This window comes from Kitasatospora sp. NPDC040550, from assembly GCF_055594965.1.
Genome location: NZ_JBVIWC010000001.1, coordinates 538,457 through 557,738 on the forward strand (window position 1 = coordinate 538,457; position 19,282 = coordinate 557,738).

Annotated in this window: 18 protein-coding genes; 6 read left to right on the forward strand and 12 right to left on the reverse strand. The window is 75.7% G+C overall.

All coding sequences use genetic code 11. The annotated features are described in order from the left end of the window. Positions 1–108 precede the first annotated feature (108 nt). Positions 109–840, reverse strand: a complete 732-nt coding sequence (locus ACZ58X_RS02430) for a Mut7-C RNAse domain-containing protein (protein ID WP_470331793.1) — start codon at positions 838–840, stop codon at positions 109–111. 132 nt (positions 841–972) lie between these two features. On the opposite strand from ACZ58X_RS02430, the gene ACZ58X_RS02435 reads away from it, so the two are divergent. After that, positions 973–1,209 (forward strand): hypothetical protein, encoded by a 237-nt coding sequence (locus ACZ58X_RS02435; protein WP_470331794.1) that lies wholly within the window; start codon positions 973–975, stop codon positions 1,207–1,209. On the opposite strand, the gene ACZ58X_RS02440 is transcribed toward ACZ58X_RS02435, so the two are convergent. Further along, positions 1,143–2,429: an MFS transporter gene (locus ACZ58X_RS02440; RefSeq protein WP_470331795.1), complete on the reverse strand. Its 1,287-nt coding sequence runs from the start codon at positions 2,427–2,429 to the stop codon at positions 1,143–1,145. The genes ACZ58X_RS02435 and ACZ58X_RS02440 overlap by 67 nt on opposite strands. 873 nt (positions 2,430–3,302) lie before the next feature. Here ACZ58X_RS02440 and ACZ58X_RS02445 point away from each other — a divergent pair. Continuing rightward, positions 3,303–5,312 (forward strand): xanthine dehydrogenase family protein molybdopterin-binding subunit, encoded by a 2,010-nt coding sequence (locus tag ACZ58X_RS02445; RefSeq protein WP_470331796.1) that lies wholly within the window; start codon positions 3,303–3,305, stop codon positions 5,310–5,312. A 15-nt stretch (positions 5,313–5,327) separates the two neighbouring features. Continuing rightward, positions 5,328–5,792 carry a (2Fe-2S)-binding protein gene (locus tag ACZ58X_RS02450; RefSeq protein WP_470331797.1) on the forward strand — a complete coding sequence of 155 codons (465 nt, stop codon included), beginning with the start codon at positions 5,328–5,330 and terminating at the stop codon, positions 5,790–5,792. 38 nt (positions 5,793–5,830) lie between these two features. Here the strand turns inward: ACZ58X_RS02450 and ACZ58X_RS02455 are convergent, their stop codons facing one another. The 8 genes from ACZ58X_RS02455 to ACZ58X_RS02490 all read right to left on the reverse strand — a co-directional run bounded on the left by ACZ58X_RS02455 (position 5,831) and on the right by ACZ58X_RS02490 (position 15,036). Further along, the gene (locus tag ACZ58X_RS02455) at positions 5,831–6,454 is read right to left on the reverse strand and encodes a TIGR03086 family metal-binding protein (protein WP_470331798.1); all 624 of its coding nucleotides are present in this window, start codon (positions 6,452–6,454) and stop codon (positions 5,831–5,833) included. A 125-nt stretch (positions 6,455–6,579) separates the two neighbouring features. Next, the gene (locus ACZ58X_RS02460) at positions 6,580–7,335 is read right to left on the reverse strand and encodes a 3-oxoacyl-ACP reductase family protein (RefSeq protein WP_470331799.1); all 756 of its coding nucleotides are present in this window, start codon (positions 7,333–7,335) and stop codon (positions 6,580–6,582) included. Between the two features lie 143 nt (positions 7,336–7,478). After that, positions 7,479–8,183, reverse strand: coding sequence for a class I SAM-dependent methyltransferase (locus tag ACZ58X_RS02465; RefSeq protein WP_470331800.1), 705 nt, complete (start codon positions 8,181–8,183; stop codon positions 7,479–7,481). A 134-nt stretch (positions 8,184–8,317) separates the two neighbouring features. Continuing rightward, positions 8,318–9,100: a transglycosylase family protein gene (locus ACZ58X_RS02470; RefSeq protein WP_470331801.1), complete on the reverse strand. Its 783-nt coding sequence runs from the start codon at positions 9,098–9,100 to the stop codon at positions 8,318–8,320. Positions 9,101–9,654: 554 nt separating this feature from the next. Then, on the reverse strand, positions 9,655–10,323 hold the full coding sequence (locus ACZ58X_RS02475) for a response regulator transcription factor (RefSeq protein WP_470331883.1): 669 nt from the start codon (positions 10,321–10,323) through the stop codon (positions 9,655–9,657). Positions 10,324–10,482: 159 nt separating this feature from the next. Continuing rightward, positions 10,483–12,150 carry a sensor histidine kinase gene (locus ACZ58X_RS02480; RefSeq protein ID WP_470331802.1) on the reverse strand — a complete coding sequence of 556 codons (1,668 nt, stop codon included), beginning with the start codon at positions 12,148–12,150 and terminating at the stop codon, positions 10,483–10,485. A gap of 36 nt (positions 12,151–12,186) precedes the next feature. Beyond that, on the reverse strand, positions 12,187–14,781 hold the full coding sequence (locus ACZ58X_RS02485) for a SpoIIE family protein phosphatase (protein ID WP_470331803.1): 2,595 nt from the start codon (positions 14,779–14,781) through the stop codon (positions 12,187–12,189). Between the two features lie 111 nt (positions 14,782–14,892). Then, positions 14,893–15,036 (reverse strand): hypothetical protein, encoded by a 144-nt coding sequence (locus tag ACZ58X_RS02490; protein WP_470331804.1) that lies wholly within the window; start codon positions 15,034–15,036, stop codon positions 14,893–14,895. 178 nt (positions 15,037–15,214) lie between these two features. Here ACZ58X_RS02490 and ACZ58X_RS02495 point away from each other — a divergent pair, with 178 nt between their 5' ends. Further along, positions 15,215–16,540: an outer membrane protein assembly factor BamB family protein gene (locus ACZ58X_RS02495; RefSeq protein WP_470331805.1), complete on the forward strand. Its 1,326-nt coding sequence runs from the start codon at positions 15,215–15,217 to the stop codon at positions 16,538–16,540. A gap of 105 nt (positions 16,541–16,645) precedes the next feature. Further along, on the forward strand, positions 16,646–17,281 hold the full coding sequence (locus tag ACZ58X_RS02500) for a nucleoside/nucleotide kinase family protein (protein WP_470331806.1): 636 nt from the start codon (positions 16,646–16,648) through the stop codon (positions 17,279–17,281). Here the strand turns inward: ACZ58X_RS02500 and ACZ58X_RS02505 are convergent. Next, positions 17,229–18,167, reverse strand: a complete 939-nt coding sequence (locus tag ACZ58X_RS02505) for a DNA-formamidopyrimidine glycosylase family protein (RefSeq protein ID WP_470331807.1) — start codon at positions 18,165–18,167, stop codon at positions 17,229–17,231. The genes ACZ58X_RS02500 and ACZ58X_RS02505 overlap by 53 nt on opposite strands. Before the next feature lie 51 nt (positions 18,168–18,218). Beyond that, complete coding sequence (locus tag ACZ58X_RS02510; RefSeq protein WP_470331808.1) at positions 18,219–18,671, reverse strand: universal stress protein; 453 nt, start codon at positions 18,669–18,671, stop codon at positions 18,219–18,221. Between the two features lie 148 nt (positions 18,672–18,819). On the opposite strand from ACZ58X_RS02510, the gene ACZ58X_RS02515 reads away from it, so the two are divergent. Beyond that, on the forward strand, positions 18,820–19,221 hold the full coding sequence (locus ACZ58X_RS02515) for a hypothetical protein (protein ID WP_470331809.1): 402 nt from the start codon (positions 18,820–18,822) through the stop codon (positions 19,219–19,221). Positions 19,222–19,282: the final 61 nt, after the last annotated feature.

Sequence of the window (19,282 nt, forward strand, 5' to 3'; positions counted from 1 at the left end):
TTCCCGGGCTCGTCCCCCGCCGCCGACCAGACCATGCCCGCCGGACGGGCCACCATTCGCAGCGGTCCGTGTCCGACCCCGGGAGAACCCCGGGGGAACCGGGCTCCGCTACCCCGGGACTTCCCCGAACTCGCGCACCGCGTCGGCGACGATGGCCTCCAGCCGGGCGTGGTGGGCGCCGCGCCAATAGGCCTGGCCGCAGTCCGCGCACTGGGCGAAGGCGTCGTACGAACGCTCGGTGCCGTCGTGCAGCTGTTCGCGCACCGTGGTCTTGCTCACCGTGCGCAGCGTGCCGTTGCAGGTGGTGCACCGGCTCCAGGGAGCGAGCGGCGGAGCGAAGCGGGAGAGCACGTCGCGCAGTTGCTCGGCGGGGCGGTGGCTGTAGACGTACGCGCCGGCCCACAGTTCGCGGCGGCGCAGCAGGCCTCGGTCGCGCGAGAGCATGACGCGCTGTTCGGCGGCGGAGCGGGCGGCCAGCGCGGCATCGCCGATGTCGGGGTTCTCGTACGCGGCGTCGATGCCGAGCAGGCGCAGCCGGCGGGTGAGGGTCCCGAGGTGGACGTCCAGCAGGAAGCGCGGCGGGGCGGGCGAGGGCTGCGGCCGGGCGACGGCGGCGATGCTGACCTGCTCGGCGTCGGCCGGGACGTACGAGCCGGGCACCGGGCGGCCGTCCACCAGCAGGGCGCCGACCTCGGTGAGCGGCACGCCCAGGGACTCGACCAGGTGGCCGAGGCTGGAGGTGCCGTCGGTGCGCAGCGCGGTGCGGCCGGCCCGCCGGGGGGCGGAGACGAAGAGGTGCAGCTCGGGGGCGAAGTCGAGCCAGATCTGGGGTCTGTCCACGCGGCCAGCATGCCAGCGGTCGGCGGGCGGGGGCCAGCGGTTTCCGGGGCCCCGCGCGGGGCGCTGCGCGGCGGGCCCGCGGAGTAGGCTCGGCCGTATCCGGAACAGCGGCAGCGGCGGTTGGAGCGTGCGATGGCCGGGAACGAGCGGCGGGACGGCCGGCCGGTCCGGTCGGACGGCCTGGTGGAGGAAGCGCCGGACGGACTGCTGGAGGACGCGTCGGACGACCTGTTCGCCGACCGCTCCGAGCGACGGGCCCCCGGGGCGGGGCCCGCGGCGCCGTACGGCGGCGACGACGATCTCTACGGCGCCTCGGCGGCGGTGGCCCCGACGGCCGAGGAGGACGGCGCGGGGGCCGGGGGCAGGTAGGCGCGGTCGCGCGCCGCCCAGCGGGCCACCGGGCCCATCGCGTACCCGGCGGCGAGGAACACCCCGCCCAGCACCAGCCAGCCCGCGAGCCCGCCGTCCAGCAGCAGCGCGGTGAGCAGCAGCGGCCCCAGGGTGCGGGCGACGGCGACGCCGGTGCCGAAGAAGCCCTGGTACTGGCCGATCCGCTCCGGCGGTGCGAGGTCGAAGCCGAGCTGCCAGGAGCCGGCCGACTGCCGCATCTCGCCCACCACCTGCAGCACGGCCGCGACCACCAGCAGGGCGGCGAACGCCCACACCGGCACGGACAGCACGGACAGTCCGCAGACCGCGCAGGAGGCGAGCAGCAGCACCCCGGAGGAGCGCACGGCCCGGACGGCCGAGTCCAGTCCGCTGACGTCGCGGGCCGCCCGGACCTGGAAGGCCAGCACGGCCAGGGTGTTGAGCACGAACAGCGCCGAGCCGAGCCAGCCGAGGCCGGGGGCGCGCTGGGCGATCCACAGCGGCAGGATCAGGCTGAGCATCGGCATCCGCAGCAGCAGCACGGTGTTGACCAGGGTGACGGCGGCGTAGCGGCGGTCCCGCAGTACGGCCAGTCGTGGTCCGGCGGCCGGGTCGGCCGGTGCGGGCGGGGCCTCGGGCAGCCGGCGCAGCACCAGCGCACCGGCCAGGAAGCCGAGGGCGGTGACGGTGAAGGCGCCGAAGTAGGCCCCGCGGGTGCCGACGGTGAGCGCGATGCCGCCGATGGCGGCGCCAACGGCCAGTCCCCCGTTGAGGGTTGACTGGAGGTGGGCGAGCAGTCCGGTGCGTTCGGCGGTCGGCACCAGGCCCGCGACCAGGGCCTGCCGGGCGGCGGTGAGGCCGGACTGCGCGGTGGCGTAGAGGCAGACGGCGAGCAGGAACAGCGGGTAGGAGCGGACCACCAGGAGGACGGCGACCGCACCGGCCGTGGCGAGTGCGAGGGCCACGGCGGTGCGGCGCGGGCCGCGGCGGTCGGCGAGGGCGCCGAGCGGTACGCCCGCCAGCGAGCCGAGCGCCCAGGCGACGGCGAGGCCGAAGCCGAGGGCGGTCGGCGACATCCCGATGACCCGGGTGAAGTAGAGCGCGGAGCAGGTGTAGTAGGCGCCGTCGCCCACCGCGCTCGCCAACTGGGCTGCGGCGAGCGTGCGTTGGGGGCCGGCGGGGGGCAGCAGGGCGAGCCGGGCGGCGCTCTGGTTCGGCACTTCTCTCCTGTCGGATCCAGGCGGGCGGTCGATCGGGCGGCCGATCGGGCGGCCGGTCGGTTGGCCGGTCGGGCGACCGCGCAGGCGGTCGACCCGGCGGACGGGCGGCGCGCGGGCCGGACGTTCGCTACCGCCCGGGACGCTCCGCGGTGGGACGGGGTCCAGCCTAGGGAAGAAGTGGACCGGCCGACAGGTCCATTGATCTTGAATTTTCCCGGTCCACTTCCGGGGCCCCGCCGCACCGTCGGACGAGCCGTGAACTCCCGTACGACAGCGCCCCGTTGATCGTCCGGCAGCACCTCGTGCGGCCCGCCGGCGCCCGGCCCGCCCGGCCGAAGCCCCCTCCGTACCCGCTCCGACTCCCCCGGCCGAAGCGGACCGGACACCTCCACCACCCGGCCGGAGGGCCAAGATTGACCGTGTTGACCCGTCAGTAACGCCCTCCTATGCTCAACGGCGTCCGCGATCCGGCACCGGGGCCGGGGCCGTCCGTGCCCGCCCGATCCGGCGCCGTCTCCGGCTCGAAGGGCCCCTCCCATCAGTACCTCCATCGCCCCCTCGGGCGTCGCCGACCGCGAGGACCCCACCGGCCCCGCGGACCCCGTACGGCCCGTCGAGCCCGCCGAGCCCGGGGACCACGCCGAGCCCGGGGACCACGCCGAGCCCGGTGGGCCCACCGGCCGCCGCCGCTTCCTCACCTACCTGCTGGCCGCCCCCACCCTCACCGTCGCCGCCCGGCTCGGCCTCGACGCCGCCGCGCCCGCCGCCGCCCGGGCCGCCGAACGCACCGCCGCGGCCACCCGCGACGCCTCCGCGCCCCCGCAACTGCTCGGCCTGCCCGGCATCCCCGACGTCCTCGACCTCGGCGACGCGATGATCCTCGCCGGCCTGCCGACCTCCCACCTGCTGGTGCTCGAAATCACCCCCGCCGGGCGTGCCGCGCTGTACCTGCCCCGACTGGAGGTCGGCCAGGGCCTCACCACCGCGATCGCCATGCTGGTCGCCGAGGAACTCGACGCCGACCTCACCGACGTGGACGTGCCGCTCTCCGACGGCCGCCCCGAACTGCTCTTCAACCAGCTCACCGGCGGCTCCAACTCGGTGCGCTCGCTGTACGACCCGGTGCGCGCCGCGGCCGCCGCCGCCCGCGCCCGGCTGGTCACCGCCGCCGCGAACCGCTGGAACGTTCCCGCGACCACCCTGCGCACCGCCGGCTCCGCGGTCCTCGCCCCCGACGGCCGGCGCCTGCGCTTCGCCGAACTCGCCGCCGACGCCGCCACCGTGGCCGTACCCGCCGTCCCCGCCACCCCCAAGCCGGCCGACCAGCGCCGCCTGGTCGGCCGGCCCACCGGCCGCATCGACGCCCGCGACATCGTCACCGGCCGCGCCCAGTACGCCGGGGACCTCCAGATCCCGGGCGCCGCGCCCACCGTGGTCGCCCGCCCGACCACCGTCAACGGCACCCTCAAGTCCCTCGACGCCTCGGTCGCCCGCGCCATGCCCGGGGTCCTCGCCGTGGTGCAGATCCCCACCGGCGTCGCCGTCCTCGCCGAGACCTTCGACCAGGCCCTCAAGGCCCGCGACGCGCTGCGCACCACCTGGAACCCCGGCCCGGCCGCCGACCTCTCCACCGACGACGTCCGGGCCCGGCTGCGCGCCGCGCACGCGCCGTTCCTGCTGCCGCCGCTGCTCACCCCGTACCTGGACGGCGAGTTCGACTTCGCCTTCGTCAACCACGCCCCGATGGAGGTGCTCACCGCCGTCGCCGACGTCCGGCCCGGCCGCGCCGAACTCTGGTTCGCCGCCCAGAGCCCGATCATCGCCCAGCAGACCATCGCCGCCGAACTCGGCCTGCCGCAGAGCGCCGTCACCGTCCACGTCGTCCGCGGCGGCGGCTCCTTCGGCCGCCGGCTGTTCTTCGACGCCGCCCTGGAGGCCGCCCAGATCTCCAAGGCCGCCGGCCGCCCGGTCAAACTGATGTGGACCCGCAACGACGACATGCGGCACGGCCGGATGCGCCCCGCCAGCCACCACCGCATCCGCGCCACCTACGGCCTCGGCCAGGTGCTCACCTGGGAACACCGCGCCGCCACCGTGCGCACCGACCTCTCACACGGCCTCGGCGAGGCCCTCACCGGCGCCGGGTTCAACCTCTCCGTCGCCGGGATCAGCCTCGCCCAGGCCTTCTTCCTGCTCACCGAGAAGAACCCGTACAACGTCGGCATCCCCACCCAGCTGCTGGCCGAACTCCCGCTGCCGCTGCACACCGGCAGCTGGCGCTCCGTCTACTCCGGCATGGTCCGGGTCGCCGACGAGATCATGATGGACGAACTCGCCCGCCGGATGGGCCAGGACGAGGTCGCCTTCCGCCGTGCCCGGGTGCGCGACGCCGCCGGCCGGGCCCTGCTGGACACCGTCGCCAAGGCCGGCTCCTGGGGCCGCCCGATGCCCGACGGCCAGGCCCAGGGCGTCGGCTACCACGACGAGAACGGCGGCCGGGCCGCCTACCTGGTCGAACTCGACGCCACCGACCGCGCCAACCCCCGGGTCACCAAGGCCGTCATCGCCGCCGACGTCGGCCAGGTCATCAACCCCCGCGGCCTGGAAGCCCAGTTGACCGGCGCACTGATGGACGGCATCTCGGTCATCCTCCAGGCCGGCAACCACCTCGACAACGGCGCCTTCCGGGAAGGCAGTTACGCCGACTTCCACTACGCCCGGCAGCGCAACGCCCCGCCGACGGTCGAGATCCACCTGATGCCGCCCAGCGGATCCCCGGGCGGGGCGGGCGAGTTGGGCGTCCCCGCCGCCTCCGCCGCCGTCGCCAACGCCTACGCCCGCGCCACCGGCACCAGCCCCCGCTCATTCCCGATCAACTTCTGAGGACCTCGACTCCCCATGCCCACCCACACCTTCGTCCTCAACGGGCAGCCCGTCAGCGTCGACGCCCCAGACGACATGCCGCTGCTCTGGGTCCTGCGCGACAAGCTCGGCGTCACCGGCCCCAAGTACGGCTGCGGCGTGGGCGTCTGCCGCGCCTGCACCAGCCACCTGGACGGCCAGGAGTTCCAGCCCTGCACCCGCTCGGTCAAGGACTGCGAGGGCCGCACCGTCACCACCATCGAGGGCCTGGCCGACGGCGACACCCTCCACCCCGTCCAGGAGGCGTGGATCGACTGCGACGTCGCCCAGTGCGGCTTCTGCCAGCCCGGCCAGATCATGACCGCCGTCGCCCTGCTGCGCCGCACCCCCAACCCGACGGACGCCGACATCGACCAGATCCAGAACATCTGCCGCTGCGGCAGCTACCCCCGCATCCGCGAGGCCATCAAACGCGCCGCCACCACCGGCCAGGCCCACTGACCCCCTGACCCACTGCCGGCAGGCCGCCGCGGTGGACCCTAGGCGCCGGTGCCCGCCGCGGGGTCGCGGCCGAAGAAGGCGGCGAGCCGGTCGTACGCCGGGGCGTCCGGTGGGGAGGGGACTTCGGGGGCGAAGGCGTGGTGGTCCGCCTCGTCGCCGCGGTACTCGGGTTTGAGCGCACCGTGCGCCCAGTCGAGTGCCGCCTGTGCGACCTCGTGGTCCAGGCCCTCGGTGGACTGGCCGGTGGCGCGGGCCAGGTCCCAGGCGTGGACAGCGAGTTCGGTGGTCTGCTGGTCGACCGGGAAGCGGGCCGGGAGGGTGGCGCCGCCGGGGAGCTCGACCGTGCCGGTGAGGTTCCCGGCGGCGCGCCAGGCCTCGACCAGCCGCTCGGCCCCGGCCTCGAAGGCGTGCAGCCAGTCCTCCTCGACCCGGTCGAAGGGACGGCTCCAGTCCGGCTGCCCGCCTTCGGCCCGGAGGGTGAACTGCCGCAGGTCGTGCAGGAGGTGGCTGATCAGGTCGCCGACGTCCCAGGAGCGGCAGGGGGTCGGGTGGCCGGCCAGTTCGACGCCGGTGCCGTCGATCAGCCCGGCGGTCTGGGCGAGGGCCCGGGCGAGCAGCTCGATCGGGTCCACCGGGTCGGCCGGGTCGTCCGCCGCGGTCATGGCTCACCTCTCGGTCGGGGGCGCACGGGTCGTGCCGGGCGATCGTAAGCGCGGTCGCCGACGACCGCCCGGCACGACACCGCCACCCCCGCCGAACGGGAGGTCAGGCGGCACCGAACGGGAGGTCAGGCGGCGAAACCACCGTCCACCGACAGTTCCGCGCCGGTGACGTAGCGGCCGTCCTCGCCCGCCAGGTAGGAGACGGCGCCCGCGACCTCCGCCACCGTGCCGTAGCGGCCGAAGGCGACGAAGCCGCGCTGGAAGTCGGCGGACTCGCCGTCGGCCGGGTTCATGTCGGTGTCGATCGGGCCCGGGTGGACCAGGTTGACGGTGATCCCGCGCGGGCCGAGCTCCCTGGCCAGCGCCTTGGTCAGGCCGATCAGCGCGGTCTTGCTGGTCGCGTAGAGCGCGGCGCCGGGGAAGGCCACGCGCTGGGCGATGCAACTGCCGATGCCGACGATCCGCCCGCCCTCGGTCAGGTGCGGGACGGCCGCCCGGGCGTACAGGTACGGCGCTCGGACGTTCACCGCCAGCACCCGGTCGACCTCCTCGACCGTGCTCGCCTCGATCGGCCCGCCGGCCCCGACGCCCGCGTTGTTGACCAGTACGTCCAGCCGCCCGAACCGCTCGACGACCGCCGCCACGGCCGCCTCCACCGCGGCCGGGTCGGAGCTGTCGGCGCGCACGGCCCAGCCCGTCCGCCCCATCGCGGTGATCTTGGCGACCACCTCCTCGGCCCGCTCGGCCGAGCCCTGGTAGGTCAGCGCCACGTGGGCGCCGTCCTCGGCCAGCCGCAGCGCGACCGCGGCCCCGATCCCCCGGCTGCCGCCGGTCACCAGGGCCACCTTGCCGTCGAGCGCCGCCGCACCGTTCATCGTCATGTCCTCGGATCTCCTTGTGCACCGTGTTCCGATCGCGTCCCGGCCGTGTGCCGGCCGGCGTTCCGCGCTCGGTGTGTGAGTCGATCCTGTTCCGGATCCCTTGACGTCTCCGGCGGTATTCGGACGTTGCGTTCAACGTTCAACTATGACTCCGCGCGCCCCGGGGGCACGACCGCCCGGTGGTAGTACGACCCGACCGCCGGCTGCCCGGTCCAGTTCGGCCCCGCCGACGGGTCGGCACCCGCGTACGCGAACGGCAGCGCGACCGGCCGTCCGCCGTCCAGGAGCAGCAGGTGACGGCGCGAGCGGTACTCGAACCCGGCCGCCCGCAGCGCGGCCAGCACCGCCCGGCCCGCACCGGAGCCGTCGGGGCGGCGTACCGACTCCGGGTCGAAGTGGGCGGCGAAGCGGCCGTCCGGGGCCAGCCAGGAGGAGGCCCGGGCGATCGCGCCGAGCTGATCGCCGAGGTAGTGCAGACCGTGCACACAGGTGATCAGCTGGTACGACCGCTCGGGCGCCCAGTCGGCGAGCGCCGCCGTCACCAGGCGCAGCCGTGCCCCGGTCGTCACGACGGGCGGCGGGACCAGCGGTCCGACCAGGTCCACCCCGGTCAGCTCGGCGCCGACGGGCAGCGCCCCGGCCGCCTCGGCCAGCGCCCGGCCCTCCCCGCTGCACAGGTCCAGCCAGCCGGGCGCGGCGCCGCCGTGCTCCCGGAGCCAGGCGGCGGGGTCGAAGCCCAGCTCGCGGGTGTAGCTGTTGACGCCGCGGAGCCCGCGCCCGCGGTTCATCGTGCTGTTCGCCACCACGGAGGAGGCGGTGAGCTCACTGTCATCGATCAGTCGCACCATCAGACGACCCTACCGACGCGGAAACCCGCTACGCCGAAGCGCCGACGCGTGGAGCCGCCGAACGCGCCGAGCGGCCACCCCGCGCAGGGGTGGCCGCCGGAGCGCGCCGGATCTCACCGAAGGGCGGTGGAGCGTCAGACGGTCAGCGTCTGCCCCGGGAAGATCAGGTCCGGGTCGGCGCCGATGGTGCGGGCGTTCCTGCCGTACAGGCCGTCGGTGTCGACGCCGAACTTGGCGGCGATGTCGCTGAGCGTGTCACCGCTGCGGACGGTGTACTCGCCACCGGCGGTGTTCTTCGCCGCCGCCGGAGCGGACTGCACCGGCTTGGCCGACGGACGGCCCTGCGGGGCCTGCGCGGCGTGCGGCTCCGCCTTCGGAGCGGCCGCCTTCGGAGCCGCCTGCTGGGCGGCCTTGGGGGCCGCCTTCGCGGACCGCTTGGCCGGCTTGGCCGGCTTGGCGGGTGCCGCGGGCCGGTCCGCGGCACCCGAGCCCGCCGAGGTGTCGACGGCGGCCGGCGCGCCGCCCCTGCTCAGGCCCGCCTTCTGGGAGCACACGGGCCAGGCGCCCGGCCCCTGCGAGGCGAGCACCTTCTCGGCGACGGCGATCTGCTGCGCCCTGGTCGCCTGGTTGGCCTGGGGCGCGTACGCGGTTCCGCCGTACGCGGCCCAGGTGGAGGGGGTGAACTGCAGTCCGCCGTTGAAGCCGTTGCCGGTGCTGATGCTCCAGTTCCCGCCGCTCTCGCACTGGGCGACGGCGTCCCAGGTGGAGGAGGGTGCGGCGGAGGCCGAGGTGGCCGTGACGAGGCCGGCCACCGGCAGGGCCGCGACGGCGGCGCCCGCGACGACCGCCATCCGCAGGCGGTTGCGCTTGCTGGTGGTGGTCTCGGTGGCAGCGGCGGTCTCGTGACGGGAAGTCATGAATGTCCTCTCGGCAAGCCCCGGGCGGGCAGGCGGAACCAGGCCCGGGACACGGGCCGGTCGGTTGCGCTCACCTCACTCGTCGGGCGGCCGGCCACGTGTCGGACGTGCCGTGCCGCCCCGGCCACCTCCACTCGCCGACGGCCTGGTCGAGCCGGTCTCGTCGGCGGGCACCGCCCTCGCGCCGGGGGTCAGTCGGCGGGCCGTGCGTCGGGGTGAACCCGGGTGGCGCTCCTTGCGCCGCCAAGAAAGCTAGGGGCACATCCGGGGCTCAGCAAGCAATTCTTGGTTCTCGCAGGTCAGTTGACTGTTACCGGCGGTATCGATCAAGAAACGGCGCCCGATTCGACCGGGTTTGACCGCATTTCAGAGAACGAACGATCAGTTTCCGTGCCCGTGCTCACATCTGTCCGTTCGTGGACTCCCGCACACCATCGACCGTCCGCAATCAGGACGTGACGGACCGTCACCAGGACATCCGGAGTTCCCGGTTCGGACCACCGGATGAGTGGCATCCATCACCGCCGACACCCTCCGCGACCGCGCGAACCCGCTCAGCTACGGCCGTCGAGCTCCGCGTCCCGCGCCAGCAGCGCCGCCTGGACCCGGTTCTCACAGCCCAACTTGGCCAGGATCCGGCTGACGTAGGTCTTCACCGTCGCCTCGCTCATGTGGATCCGGGCCCCCGCGTCCGCGTTCGACAGACCCTCCCCGAGCAGCGCCAGCACCTCCAGCTCACGCCCGGTGAGCACCTCCAGCCGGCGCCGCGCCTGCGCGCTGCGGGCGGCCACCGAGCCGCTGCGCCCGGCGGCCAGCGAGTCCACGATGTGCCGGGTGGCGGCCGGGGAGAGGAAGGCGTTCCCGCCGGCCGCGGCCCGGACGGCCTGGATCAGCTCGTTCGGCGCGGTGTCCTTGAGCAGGAACCCGGCGCCGCCCTCGGTCACGGCGCGCAGGACGTTCTCGCGCTCCCCGAAGGTGGTGAGGATGATCGCCCGTGCGCCGGGCGCGACCCTGCCGAGCTCCCCGAGCGCCGTCAGTCCGTCCATCACCGGCATCTGGATGTCCAGCAGGACGACGTCCACCCGGTGCGCCCGGGCCAGCTCCAGCGCCTGCCGGCCGTCGGCGGCCTCCGCGACCACCTCGATGTCCTCGGCCGACCCCAGGATCATCCTGATCCCGGCCCGGATGAGCGGCTCGTCGTCGGCGACGAGGACTCGGATCACGCTGGTCATTCCCCTCGAACGGTGGTGCGGCTGGAACTCCATCCTCACATCCCGGCCGCGCCGGCCTCCCGCCCGGGGCCCGGCGGAACGGCGCGGGCCCGGACACCCGGACGCCCGGACGGAGCGGCGCGGCCCCGACGCCCGGACGGCACGGCGGCGTCAGCCGGTCACGTACTCCACCTTCTCCACCAGCACCCCGCCCTTGAAGCAGAACCGCGCCACGTGGTTGTCCGACCAGGAGTCGCCCTGGCCGTCCTTCGCCAGCGAGTACCAGCGGCAGTGCGAGTCCTCCGGCCGGGGCGGCCCGGCGGACTGGAAGTCGGAGGTGAAGAAGTCGTTGCCGGGCGGGAGCTGCCGCAGCACCTCGCCCCGCGAGTCACCCACCCGGATCTGGTCGTAGACCGACTGCCGCACCGTCGAGTCGCTGGCGCCCCGGACGAAGGCCACCACTCCCCAGGCCACCAGGCCCGCCACGATCAGCGTCACCGCCCCCACCCCGGCCGCGCAGCCGAGCGCCGGGCGGCGCCGGCCGCCCTCCGCACCGTCCACCGGCGGCAGCCCGCCGACCGCCCAGTCCTCCTCGGCCGCCAGGGCGGCGGCACCCTCGGCCTCCGCCCCCGCGTACGGGAGGACGGCGGCCAGCCGGAAACCCTGCTCCGGCGTCGGACCGGCGTGCACCATGCCGCCGACCAACCGGGCGCGCTCCCGCAGGCCGGTCAGCCCCTGCCCGCCGCTCACCACCGGCCCCGCGCCGGCGCGCGCGCCCACCAGCTCCGGCGCGCGGGGGTTGGTGACCTCCACGACCAGGGCGTCCGGCTCGTACCGGAGCGCGACCGCGATCGGCGCGCCGGGGGCGTGCTTGTGCGCGTTGGTGAGCGCCTCCTGCACGATCCGGTACGCCGCGTGGTCGACCGCCGCCGCGAGCGGCCGCCGCTCGCCCTCGACGCAGAGCTCCACCACCGTCCCGGGCGCCCGGGAGGACTCCACCAGGCCCTCGATCCCGTCGACCCCGCCGCGCGCGGCCGCCGGCCCCGGGGCGCCGACGACCGCGGGCGGCAGCGCCGTCGACTCGTCGTGCAGCACCCCGACCACCTCGCGCAGCTCGCGCATGGCCGCGACGGCCGCCTGCCGCAGCACCCCGACCGCCTCCCGCTGCCGGTCGCTGAGGGTGCGGTCCACCTCCAGCGCGCCCGAGTGCACGGAGATCAGCGCCAGCTGGTGGCCCAGGCTGTCGTGCATGTCCTGGGCGATCCGGTGCCGCTCCCGCAGCCGGGCCTGGTGCACCACCATCGCCCGCTCGCGCACCAGCTGGTCGTTGCGCTCGCGCAGCGCGTCCAGCAGGGCGCGGCGCTGCGCCCGGTAGCGGCTGTAGAGGGCGGGCAGCGCGGCGAAGACCAGGAAGACTCCGAGCGACAACCCGATGATCAGCTTGGGCGAGTACGAGGCGCCGTCCTTGAGCATCCCGAACATGGAGAACATCAGGTAACTCAGCACGAAGGCGCCGACCAGCCGCCACACCCGGCCGATCCGCGCCCCGGCCACCCAGCCCGCGCACACCAGCAGCGGGAACGGCCCGAGCGACCAGCCCGCCAGCGTCCCGGTCAGCACCAGCACGGTCGCCGGGAACCCGCGCCGCAGCAGCCACAGCGCGGCGACGGCCAGCCCGAAGGGCACCGCCAGGTCGCTGGCGGCGACGACCTCCAGCAGGGCCGCCAGCACGCCCATCAGCAGGGCCGCCACGGCCTCGCCGACCACCCGCCGGGGGCGCCAGGGCCCCGGGAGCGCCGTCCGTACCGCTTGCGACCAGGCCCGTGCGATTGCTTCCACCCGTCGAGGCTAACCGGGTGGCCGCCCCGGCCGCGGTCACCCTTCGTCGCCGCCGGGGCCGACGAAAGTCGCCGTTCCGCCGTCGTCGACGCCGCCGCCCAGCCCGGCGTCCATACGGCCGCCCACCCCGGCGTCCACACCGCCGCCCGCCCCTTCGTCCGTCCCGAAGGCCGTGAGCAGCAGTGCCACGTCGTCCACCCGCCCGGTCGAGCCGACCTCGCGCAGCAGCCGCTCGGCCAGCTCTTCCAGCTCCTCCCCCGCCCGCCCGTGCGCCAGCGCCGCCCGCAGCCGGTCCACCCCCTGGTCGATCGCCAGCGCCGGGTCCTCCACCAGCCCGTCGGTGTAGAGGACGAGCAGCGACCCGGGCCGCAGCCGCAGCTCGCTGACCGGGTACGCCGCCCCGTCGTCGACGCCCAGCAGCGGCCCGCCCGGCACGTACAGCGCCTCGGCCCGTCCGTCCGGGTGGCGCAGCACCGGCGGCAGGTGGCCGGCCCGGCCGATCCGCACGGTGCCGTCGGCGGGGGTGAGGCGGACCAGGCAGCAGCTGGCGAGCAGCCCCGGGTCGAGGTCGAGCAGCAGCCGGTTGGTGCGGGCCAGCACCTGGCCGGGCGGCTCGCCGCCGCTGGCGAACGCCCGTACGGCGCTGCGCAGTTGGCCCATCGCGGCGGCCGCCCCGACGCTGTGGCCCTCGACGTCGCCGATCACCAGGGTGAGGTCGTCGCCGGTGACGATCGCGTCGTACCAGTCGCCGCCGATCTCCATGCCCTGGGTGCCGGGCAGGTAGCGGGCGGCGGTGCGGATGCCGGGCACCTGCGGGAGCCGGTGCGGCAGCAGGGCCTGTTGCAGGCCGCGGGCCAGCACGAACTCGGCGTCGTACAGCCGGGCCCGCTCCAGGGCCTGGGCGATGAAGCCGCCGAGTCCGGTGAGCAGTCCGCGCTCCTCGACGGTGAAGGGGTGCTCCCGGTCGAAGCCGAGGATGCAGCTGCCGACGGGGCGGCCGGAGGCGATCAGCGGCAGGAAGGCCCAGGCGCCCATCTCGTCCAGGGCGAGGCCCGGATAGGCGGCGGCGAGCTCGCGCACCGATTCGAAGAAGATCGGGGTGCCGGTGCTGAGCGCCTCCGCGCCGGGGACCCGGGCGTCCAGCGGGGTGCCCTCGAAGCCGTCCAGGAAGCCGTCGGGGTAGCCGCTCTGCGAGACCAGGTGCAGCCGCTGGTCGCGCACCCCGTAGATGGCGAGCTCCTGGCCGCCGAAGGCCGGCAGGATCTCCTCGGCCACCGCCCGGCAGACGTCCCGCACGGTGACGGCCTCGGTGAGCGCGCTGGCCAGCTGGAGCAGGTGGTGGGTGCCGCCGACGCCGCCCGGGCCCGCCCCGGCCGCGGGCGGCAGCAGGGCGGTCGGCGGCTCGGCCGCGCCCGGCGGGGCCGCGGCGGCGACCACCCGGGCGGTGACGCCGTGCGGGTCGGGGTAGAGCGAGAAGGCGAGCCAGCCGTCCGGCGGCCGGGCGGCCAGGAAGGCGGTGGGCTGCTGGGAGAGCAGGGCGGCGCGGTAGCGGTTCTCGTAGAAGGGGTCGGCGAGCCAGGGCAGCACCTCCCAGGGGTGGTGGCCGACCAGCTTCTCGGCGCCGGCCCCGAGCAGCGGCTCGGCGGCCCGGTTGACGTAGCTGATCAGGCCGTCCGGGTCGAGCGAGAGCAGGCCCTCGTGCAGCCGCTCGACGGCGGCCGCGGCCGCGGTCAGGGTGCGGACGTCCAGGACGGCGCCGACCAGGTGGGTCCCGCCGTCGGTGATCGCCCCCGGCACCCGGGCCCACAGCTCCACCGGGTACGGGCGGCCGGCCGGTCCCAGCACCCGCACCCGGGCTGCCAGCACCTCGCCGTGCTCCAGGGCGGTGCGGGCGGCGGCCCGGAACTCGGGCACGTCGCCGGGGGCGATCCGGCCGGTCAGGCAGCGCACCGTGCCGTCGAACTCGCCGGGCCCGAAGCCGAAGATCTCCCGGAACCGCACGTCCGCCGCGAGCGCGCCACTGGCCACGTCCCAGTCGAACAGCCCGACCCGGGTGGTCGGCACCGACGGCGGCGACAGCTCCACCACGGCACCGTCCCCGGCCGGCTCCACCGGCTGCCCGGCCGCCGCCACCTTGGCCAGCCCCGCGCCCAGCCGGGAGGCGACCGCCTCCGGCCGCCCGCCCTCCCCGGCCGGCACCCCGTCGTCCGAGGCCGGCCACAGCACGCTGAGCACCCCGAACCGCTCCCCGCCGTGCCCCACCGGCACGCAGGCCGAGACGAAGTCGTACGGCAGTCCGACGGCCAGCTGCGGGAAGCGCCGCACGGTGTCCTCGGAGTCGGACAGCGTGACGGTCCGCCCCGTCCGGAAGCAGACCGCGACCGGCAGCGGACCGGCGGCCGCGATCCGGCGGAACGGACTCATGATCGACAGCGGCACCCCGGCGAGGGTCCGCAGCACCAGGGACCGCCCGTCCCGGGCGCGCAGGTGCACCATCGCCCCGTACGCCCCGGTCGACGCCAACACCTCCCGGACGGCCTCCGCCAACAGCGCGTCCCGCGCGTGCGCCGCCTCCGGGCCCGCCGCACGGACCGGTTCGGCGTCCCCGCCGGTCGGCCGCGGATCGCGCATGCTCCCTTGCTACGTCCGGCCCGGAACCGTGTCAAGGCGAGCCCCGCCCGCCCCGGGCGGCCCACCGGCCCCACCCGCACCGGCGCGGACGCCCTCACCCGGCCGAGCGAACTATCCGCCGGGCGGGTGACGGGCTCGCGGCAGCTCGGTGAGGTCGGCCTCCACCGGGTACGGCACCGCCGCCTTCACCGGTCCGGTGAACACCTCACCGGCCCGGTACACCCGGCTCGCCTCGTCCAGCACACAGGTGTGCACGGCCGGCACCCGGCCCGCCGCCTGCTCGACCCGCCAGGGGAGCGTCGCGCGCCCGGCGGGAATTGCCGGACACGTCCTGGTGCCCCTCCCGTCGCCGCCTGGGATGGTTCGGGGACTGTTCGATATCCTCCCCGGCGGGTGGTGGCACGGTGGCCGCCGGGGTGGGAGTGAGGACCGGATGAAGTCGCCCGAGGGGCCCGTGCAGGACGCCGCCTGGCAGTGGGACGGGGAGGCGGACGCTGCGGACGCGGTGCCCGGGGACGTCCTCGGCGGTGGGGGCCCGGACGGTGACGGCCCCCGGCTGAGCCGGCGCGGGCTGCTGATCGGGGCCGGGGTACTGGCGGCCGGCGGGGCGGCGTGGGCGCTGGGCCGGGTGGAGGGCGACGGGCCGGCGCCGTCGCCGTCGCCGAGCGGGCCGCAGCCGACCGCGCTGTCCGGGCCGACGCCGCTGTGGACGTACCGGGGCCCGCAGGCGATGACCCCGGAGCGGCTGCTCGCCGCGCCCCAGGGACCGGCGTTCCTCTCGAAGGCGGGGTGGCAGGCCCTCGACCCGGGCACCGGTCGTCCCGGACGGCTGCTGGTGTTCGACCCGCCGGCGCCCAAGGACTGGCCGAGCGACCGGGAACTGCCCGCCGGAAAGGTCGCGGTCTGGCGCGACCACCTGGTCACCGCCACCTCCCGGGGCCACCTGGACGCCCACCACCTCACCGACCCGGCCGCCGACTGGAGCCTGGCGCTGCCCGAGGAGCTGGACGGTGAGGTCCAGCTCACCTGCCTGAGCGCGGGCATCCTCTACGGCTGCCTGTTGAGCTGGCCGCGCTCGGACAGCTCGGCGCCGAGCAGCCGGATCTTCGCCGTGCGACTGGACCAGCGCTCCCTGCTCTGGTCCGTCGCGGTCGACCACCAGGAACGGCCCGCCGCCGCCACCGCCCCCTACGACAAGAACCTGCTGGCCTGCGTCCGGTCGACCGGCGAACGCATCGAGCTGGCGGTCCGGGACGCCACCACCGGCGAGGAGCTCTCGACCGCCGCCGTCACCCAGGACTTCGGCTGGTGCGTCGCCTCCGGGACGAGCTTCCTCGTCCCGGACAGCAACGGCGGGGTGTACCTGCTGGGCCCCGACGGCAAGCCGGTCTGGAACCACACCGCCGCCCGGGGGGAGTCCTGGCGGGCCCTGCCGCCCGTCCCGGACACCGTCCGGGTCTTCGTCCTGCGCAACGACGGCGTCGTCACCTGCCTGGAAACACGGACCGGCGCGGTGCTCTGGTCCGTCAAGCTGCCGTTCCTGCTGGACAACCGCAGCCGTCCGCTGGTCGTCGGCGGCACGCTGTACGTGCCCGGTCCGGCGGCGGGCGGGGTGGCGGCGATCCACACCGCGACCGGCACACCGGGGTGGACCTTCCACGACTCCGGCCCGGGCCGGGACGTCTGGAACCTCGCCGCCGACGGCTCCCGGCTCTACGCCGGCCACGACGACGTCCTGCATGCGCTGCCGCTGACCTGAAACGCTGAAACCGCTGACCTGAAACCGCTGACCTGAAACCGCTGAGCTGAAACCGCTGAGCTGAAACCGCTGGGCCGGGAGCGCCCCGGGCGGCAGGATGTCCTGGTGCAGGCACATCCGATCTCCCCCGACAAGCTGGCCGAGCTGCTGGCCGACCGGATCACCGAACTGCCCGGCGCCGGCGAGCGGTGGCTGCGGGTCGCCGTGGACGGCGCCGCGGCCGCCCGGCCCGAGCTGCTCGCCGACGCCCTGGTGGAGCCGCTGCGGCTGCGCGGCCGCCCGGCGCTGCGGGTGTCGGCGGCCGGCTTCCTGCGCCCGGCCTCGATCCGGCTGGAGTACGGCCACCGGGACACGGACGCCTTCCACGACCTCTGGCTGGACGACGGCGCCCTGCTGCGCGAGGTGCTGGACCCGCTGGAGCCGGGCGGCACCGGCCGGGTGCTGCCCTCGCTGCGCGACCCGGCCACCGACCGCTCGACCCGCGCCCCGTACGTCCAACTCCCGCCCGGCGGCGTGCTGTTGCTGGACGGCGCGCTGCTGCTCGGCCGCTGGCTGCCGTTCGAACTGAGCGTCCACCTGGCGCTCACCCCGGCCGCGCTGGCCCGCCGCACTCCGGCGGACCAGCAGTGGACGCTGCCCGCCTTCGCCCGCTACGAGGCGGAGACCGGGCCGGCCGAGGCCGCCGACCTCACCGTACGGGTGGACGACCCGCGGCACCCCGCCCTGGTCGAGCGGACCTAGCGGACCTGGCGGATCTAGCGGACGTGGCGGACGTGGCGGACGCTGCGGCCTCGGTGGCTCCGGCAGCCGGGGCGGACGTGGCAGCCGGGGCGGTCGGGGCCGGCCCGCGCTGGCAGTACGGGCACCAGAACACCGCCCGGTCCCGCGGGGCGTCGCCCTGGCGCCCGGTCAGCACGGGCGTGACGCAGCGCGGGCAGGGGCGGCCCGCCCGGCCGTAGACCCAGTGCCGGTAGCCGGGCCGGGTGTCGCCGGTGGTGATGTGGCCGGGGCGCAGCTTGTTGGCCTCCAGCATCTGCCGGGCCCGCTCCACCAGCCGGTCGGGGTGCGGCACCCGTCCGACCTCGGTCCACGGGGTGACCCCGGCGACGAAGCACAGTTCGTTGGCGTAGACGTTGCCGATCCCGGCCAGGTTGCGCTGGTCGAGCAGGGCCTCGACGAGCGGCCGGGCGGGGCGGGCGAGGAGTCGGCGGACGGCTTCGACCGGGTCCCAGTCGGGGCCGAGCAGGTCGGGGCCGAGGTGGCCGACGGCCCGCCCTTCGTCGCCGGTGCGCAGCAGTTCGACGACGGGCAGCCGGTAGCCGACGGCGGTGAGGTGCTCGGTGCCGAGGACGGCGCGGATCTGGAAGGCGGGGCCGCCGGTCCAGCGCTCGCCGGGGCGGTAGACCTCCCAGCGGCCGTCCATCCGCAGGTGGGTGTGCAGGGTGAGCCCGCCTTCGAGGCGGGTCAGCAGGTGCTTGCCGCGCGGGCGGACCTCCAGCACCCGGCGCCCGGCGAGCACGGCGGTGGCGTGCGCGGGCACCCGCAGCTCGGCGCTGGTCAGCTGCTGACCGGCGAGGGCCTCGTGCAGCCGGACCGCCACGCGGTAGATGGAGTCACCTTCTGGCATGTCTCCATTCTGGTCCGCGCGGCGGCCCGGTGCGGCACCGGCCCCTCGCCGCTACCCGGCCTCGACCTGGCCCTCCCGCACCACGACCACGGGGCAGGGCGCGTGCTCGGTGACGTGGCGGCTGACCGAACCGAGTAGCACGCCGGAGAAGCCGCCGAGACCGCGGCTGCCGACGACCAGCAGCGCGGCGCCCTTGGCGGCCTGCAGCAGGACGCCGGCCGCGTTGCCGGGCATCACGCTCTCGCTGATCGGCACCCCCGGGTCGGCGCCGACGGTCTTGGCGACGCTCTCGGCCAGGGTCGTCCCGGCCAGCTCCTCGGGGTTGAGGGACTCCCCGGTGGGGACGGCCGTGCCGCCCCAGCCGTAGAACGCGGGGTACTCCCAGGCGGTGACGGCGTTGACCGTCCCGCCGACGGCCTTGGCGTAGTCGACCGCCCAGCGCAGCGCCTGCTCCGAGGCGGGCGAGCCGTCGACACCGACGACGATCCGGGTGTTGGCACTCATGCGGTTGCTCCTTCGGTCACTCCTGCTCGGCACCGATCGTCCGAACATAGATCAAATCGGGCACACGCCCGGCAGCTGCCACGCCGCACCCGGCGTTCCGCATTCAATTCGGGTGCCGCCGAACGGCGCCGCCCGCGAGAATGCCCCCATGCCGAGCACACCGCGCCACCGCCGTGCCGGCGGCTTCGCCGAGGTCGTCGCCGAGGTCGCCGCCGCTCTGCCGCCCGCTGACGGCGGGGGCGCCGGCCCGTACCGCCTGACCCCCGTGGCGGCGGGCGGCTTCCAGGACGCCCACGGCTGCTACTGGCGGCTGGCCCGCGGCCCGCTGGACCGGCGGCTGGCCAAGCGGCTGGCGACCGGCGCCGACGAGATGACGCTGGGCGACTGGGACGGCTGGCACCAGGACTTCCCGGAGGCGCTGGTCCCGGTCCTGCTGACCCCCGAGGAGCGTCCGGCGGCCTGGCTCAGGGCGCTGGCCGAGGACCACCGCGCGTACGAGTTCCGCGCCGCCGACGGCCGGACGCTGCTCTACCTCGACGTCTCCTGCTGACCGGCCTCCTGCTGACCGGCCTCGCGGGGTCCGACCTCGCGGTGGCCCGGCCTGCGGTGGC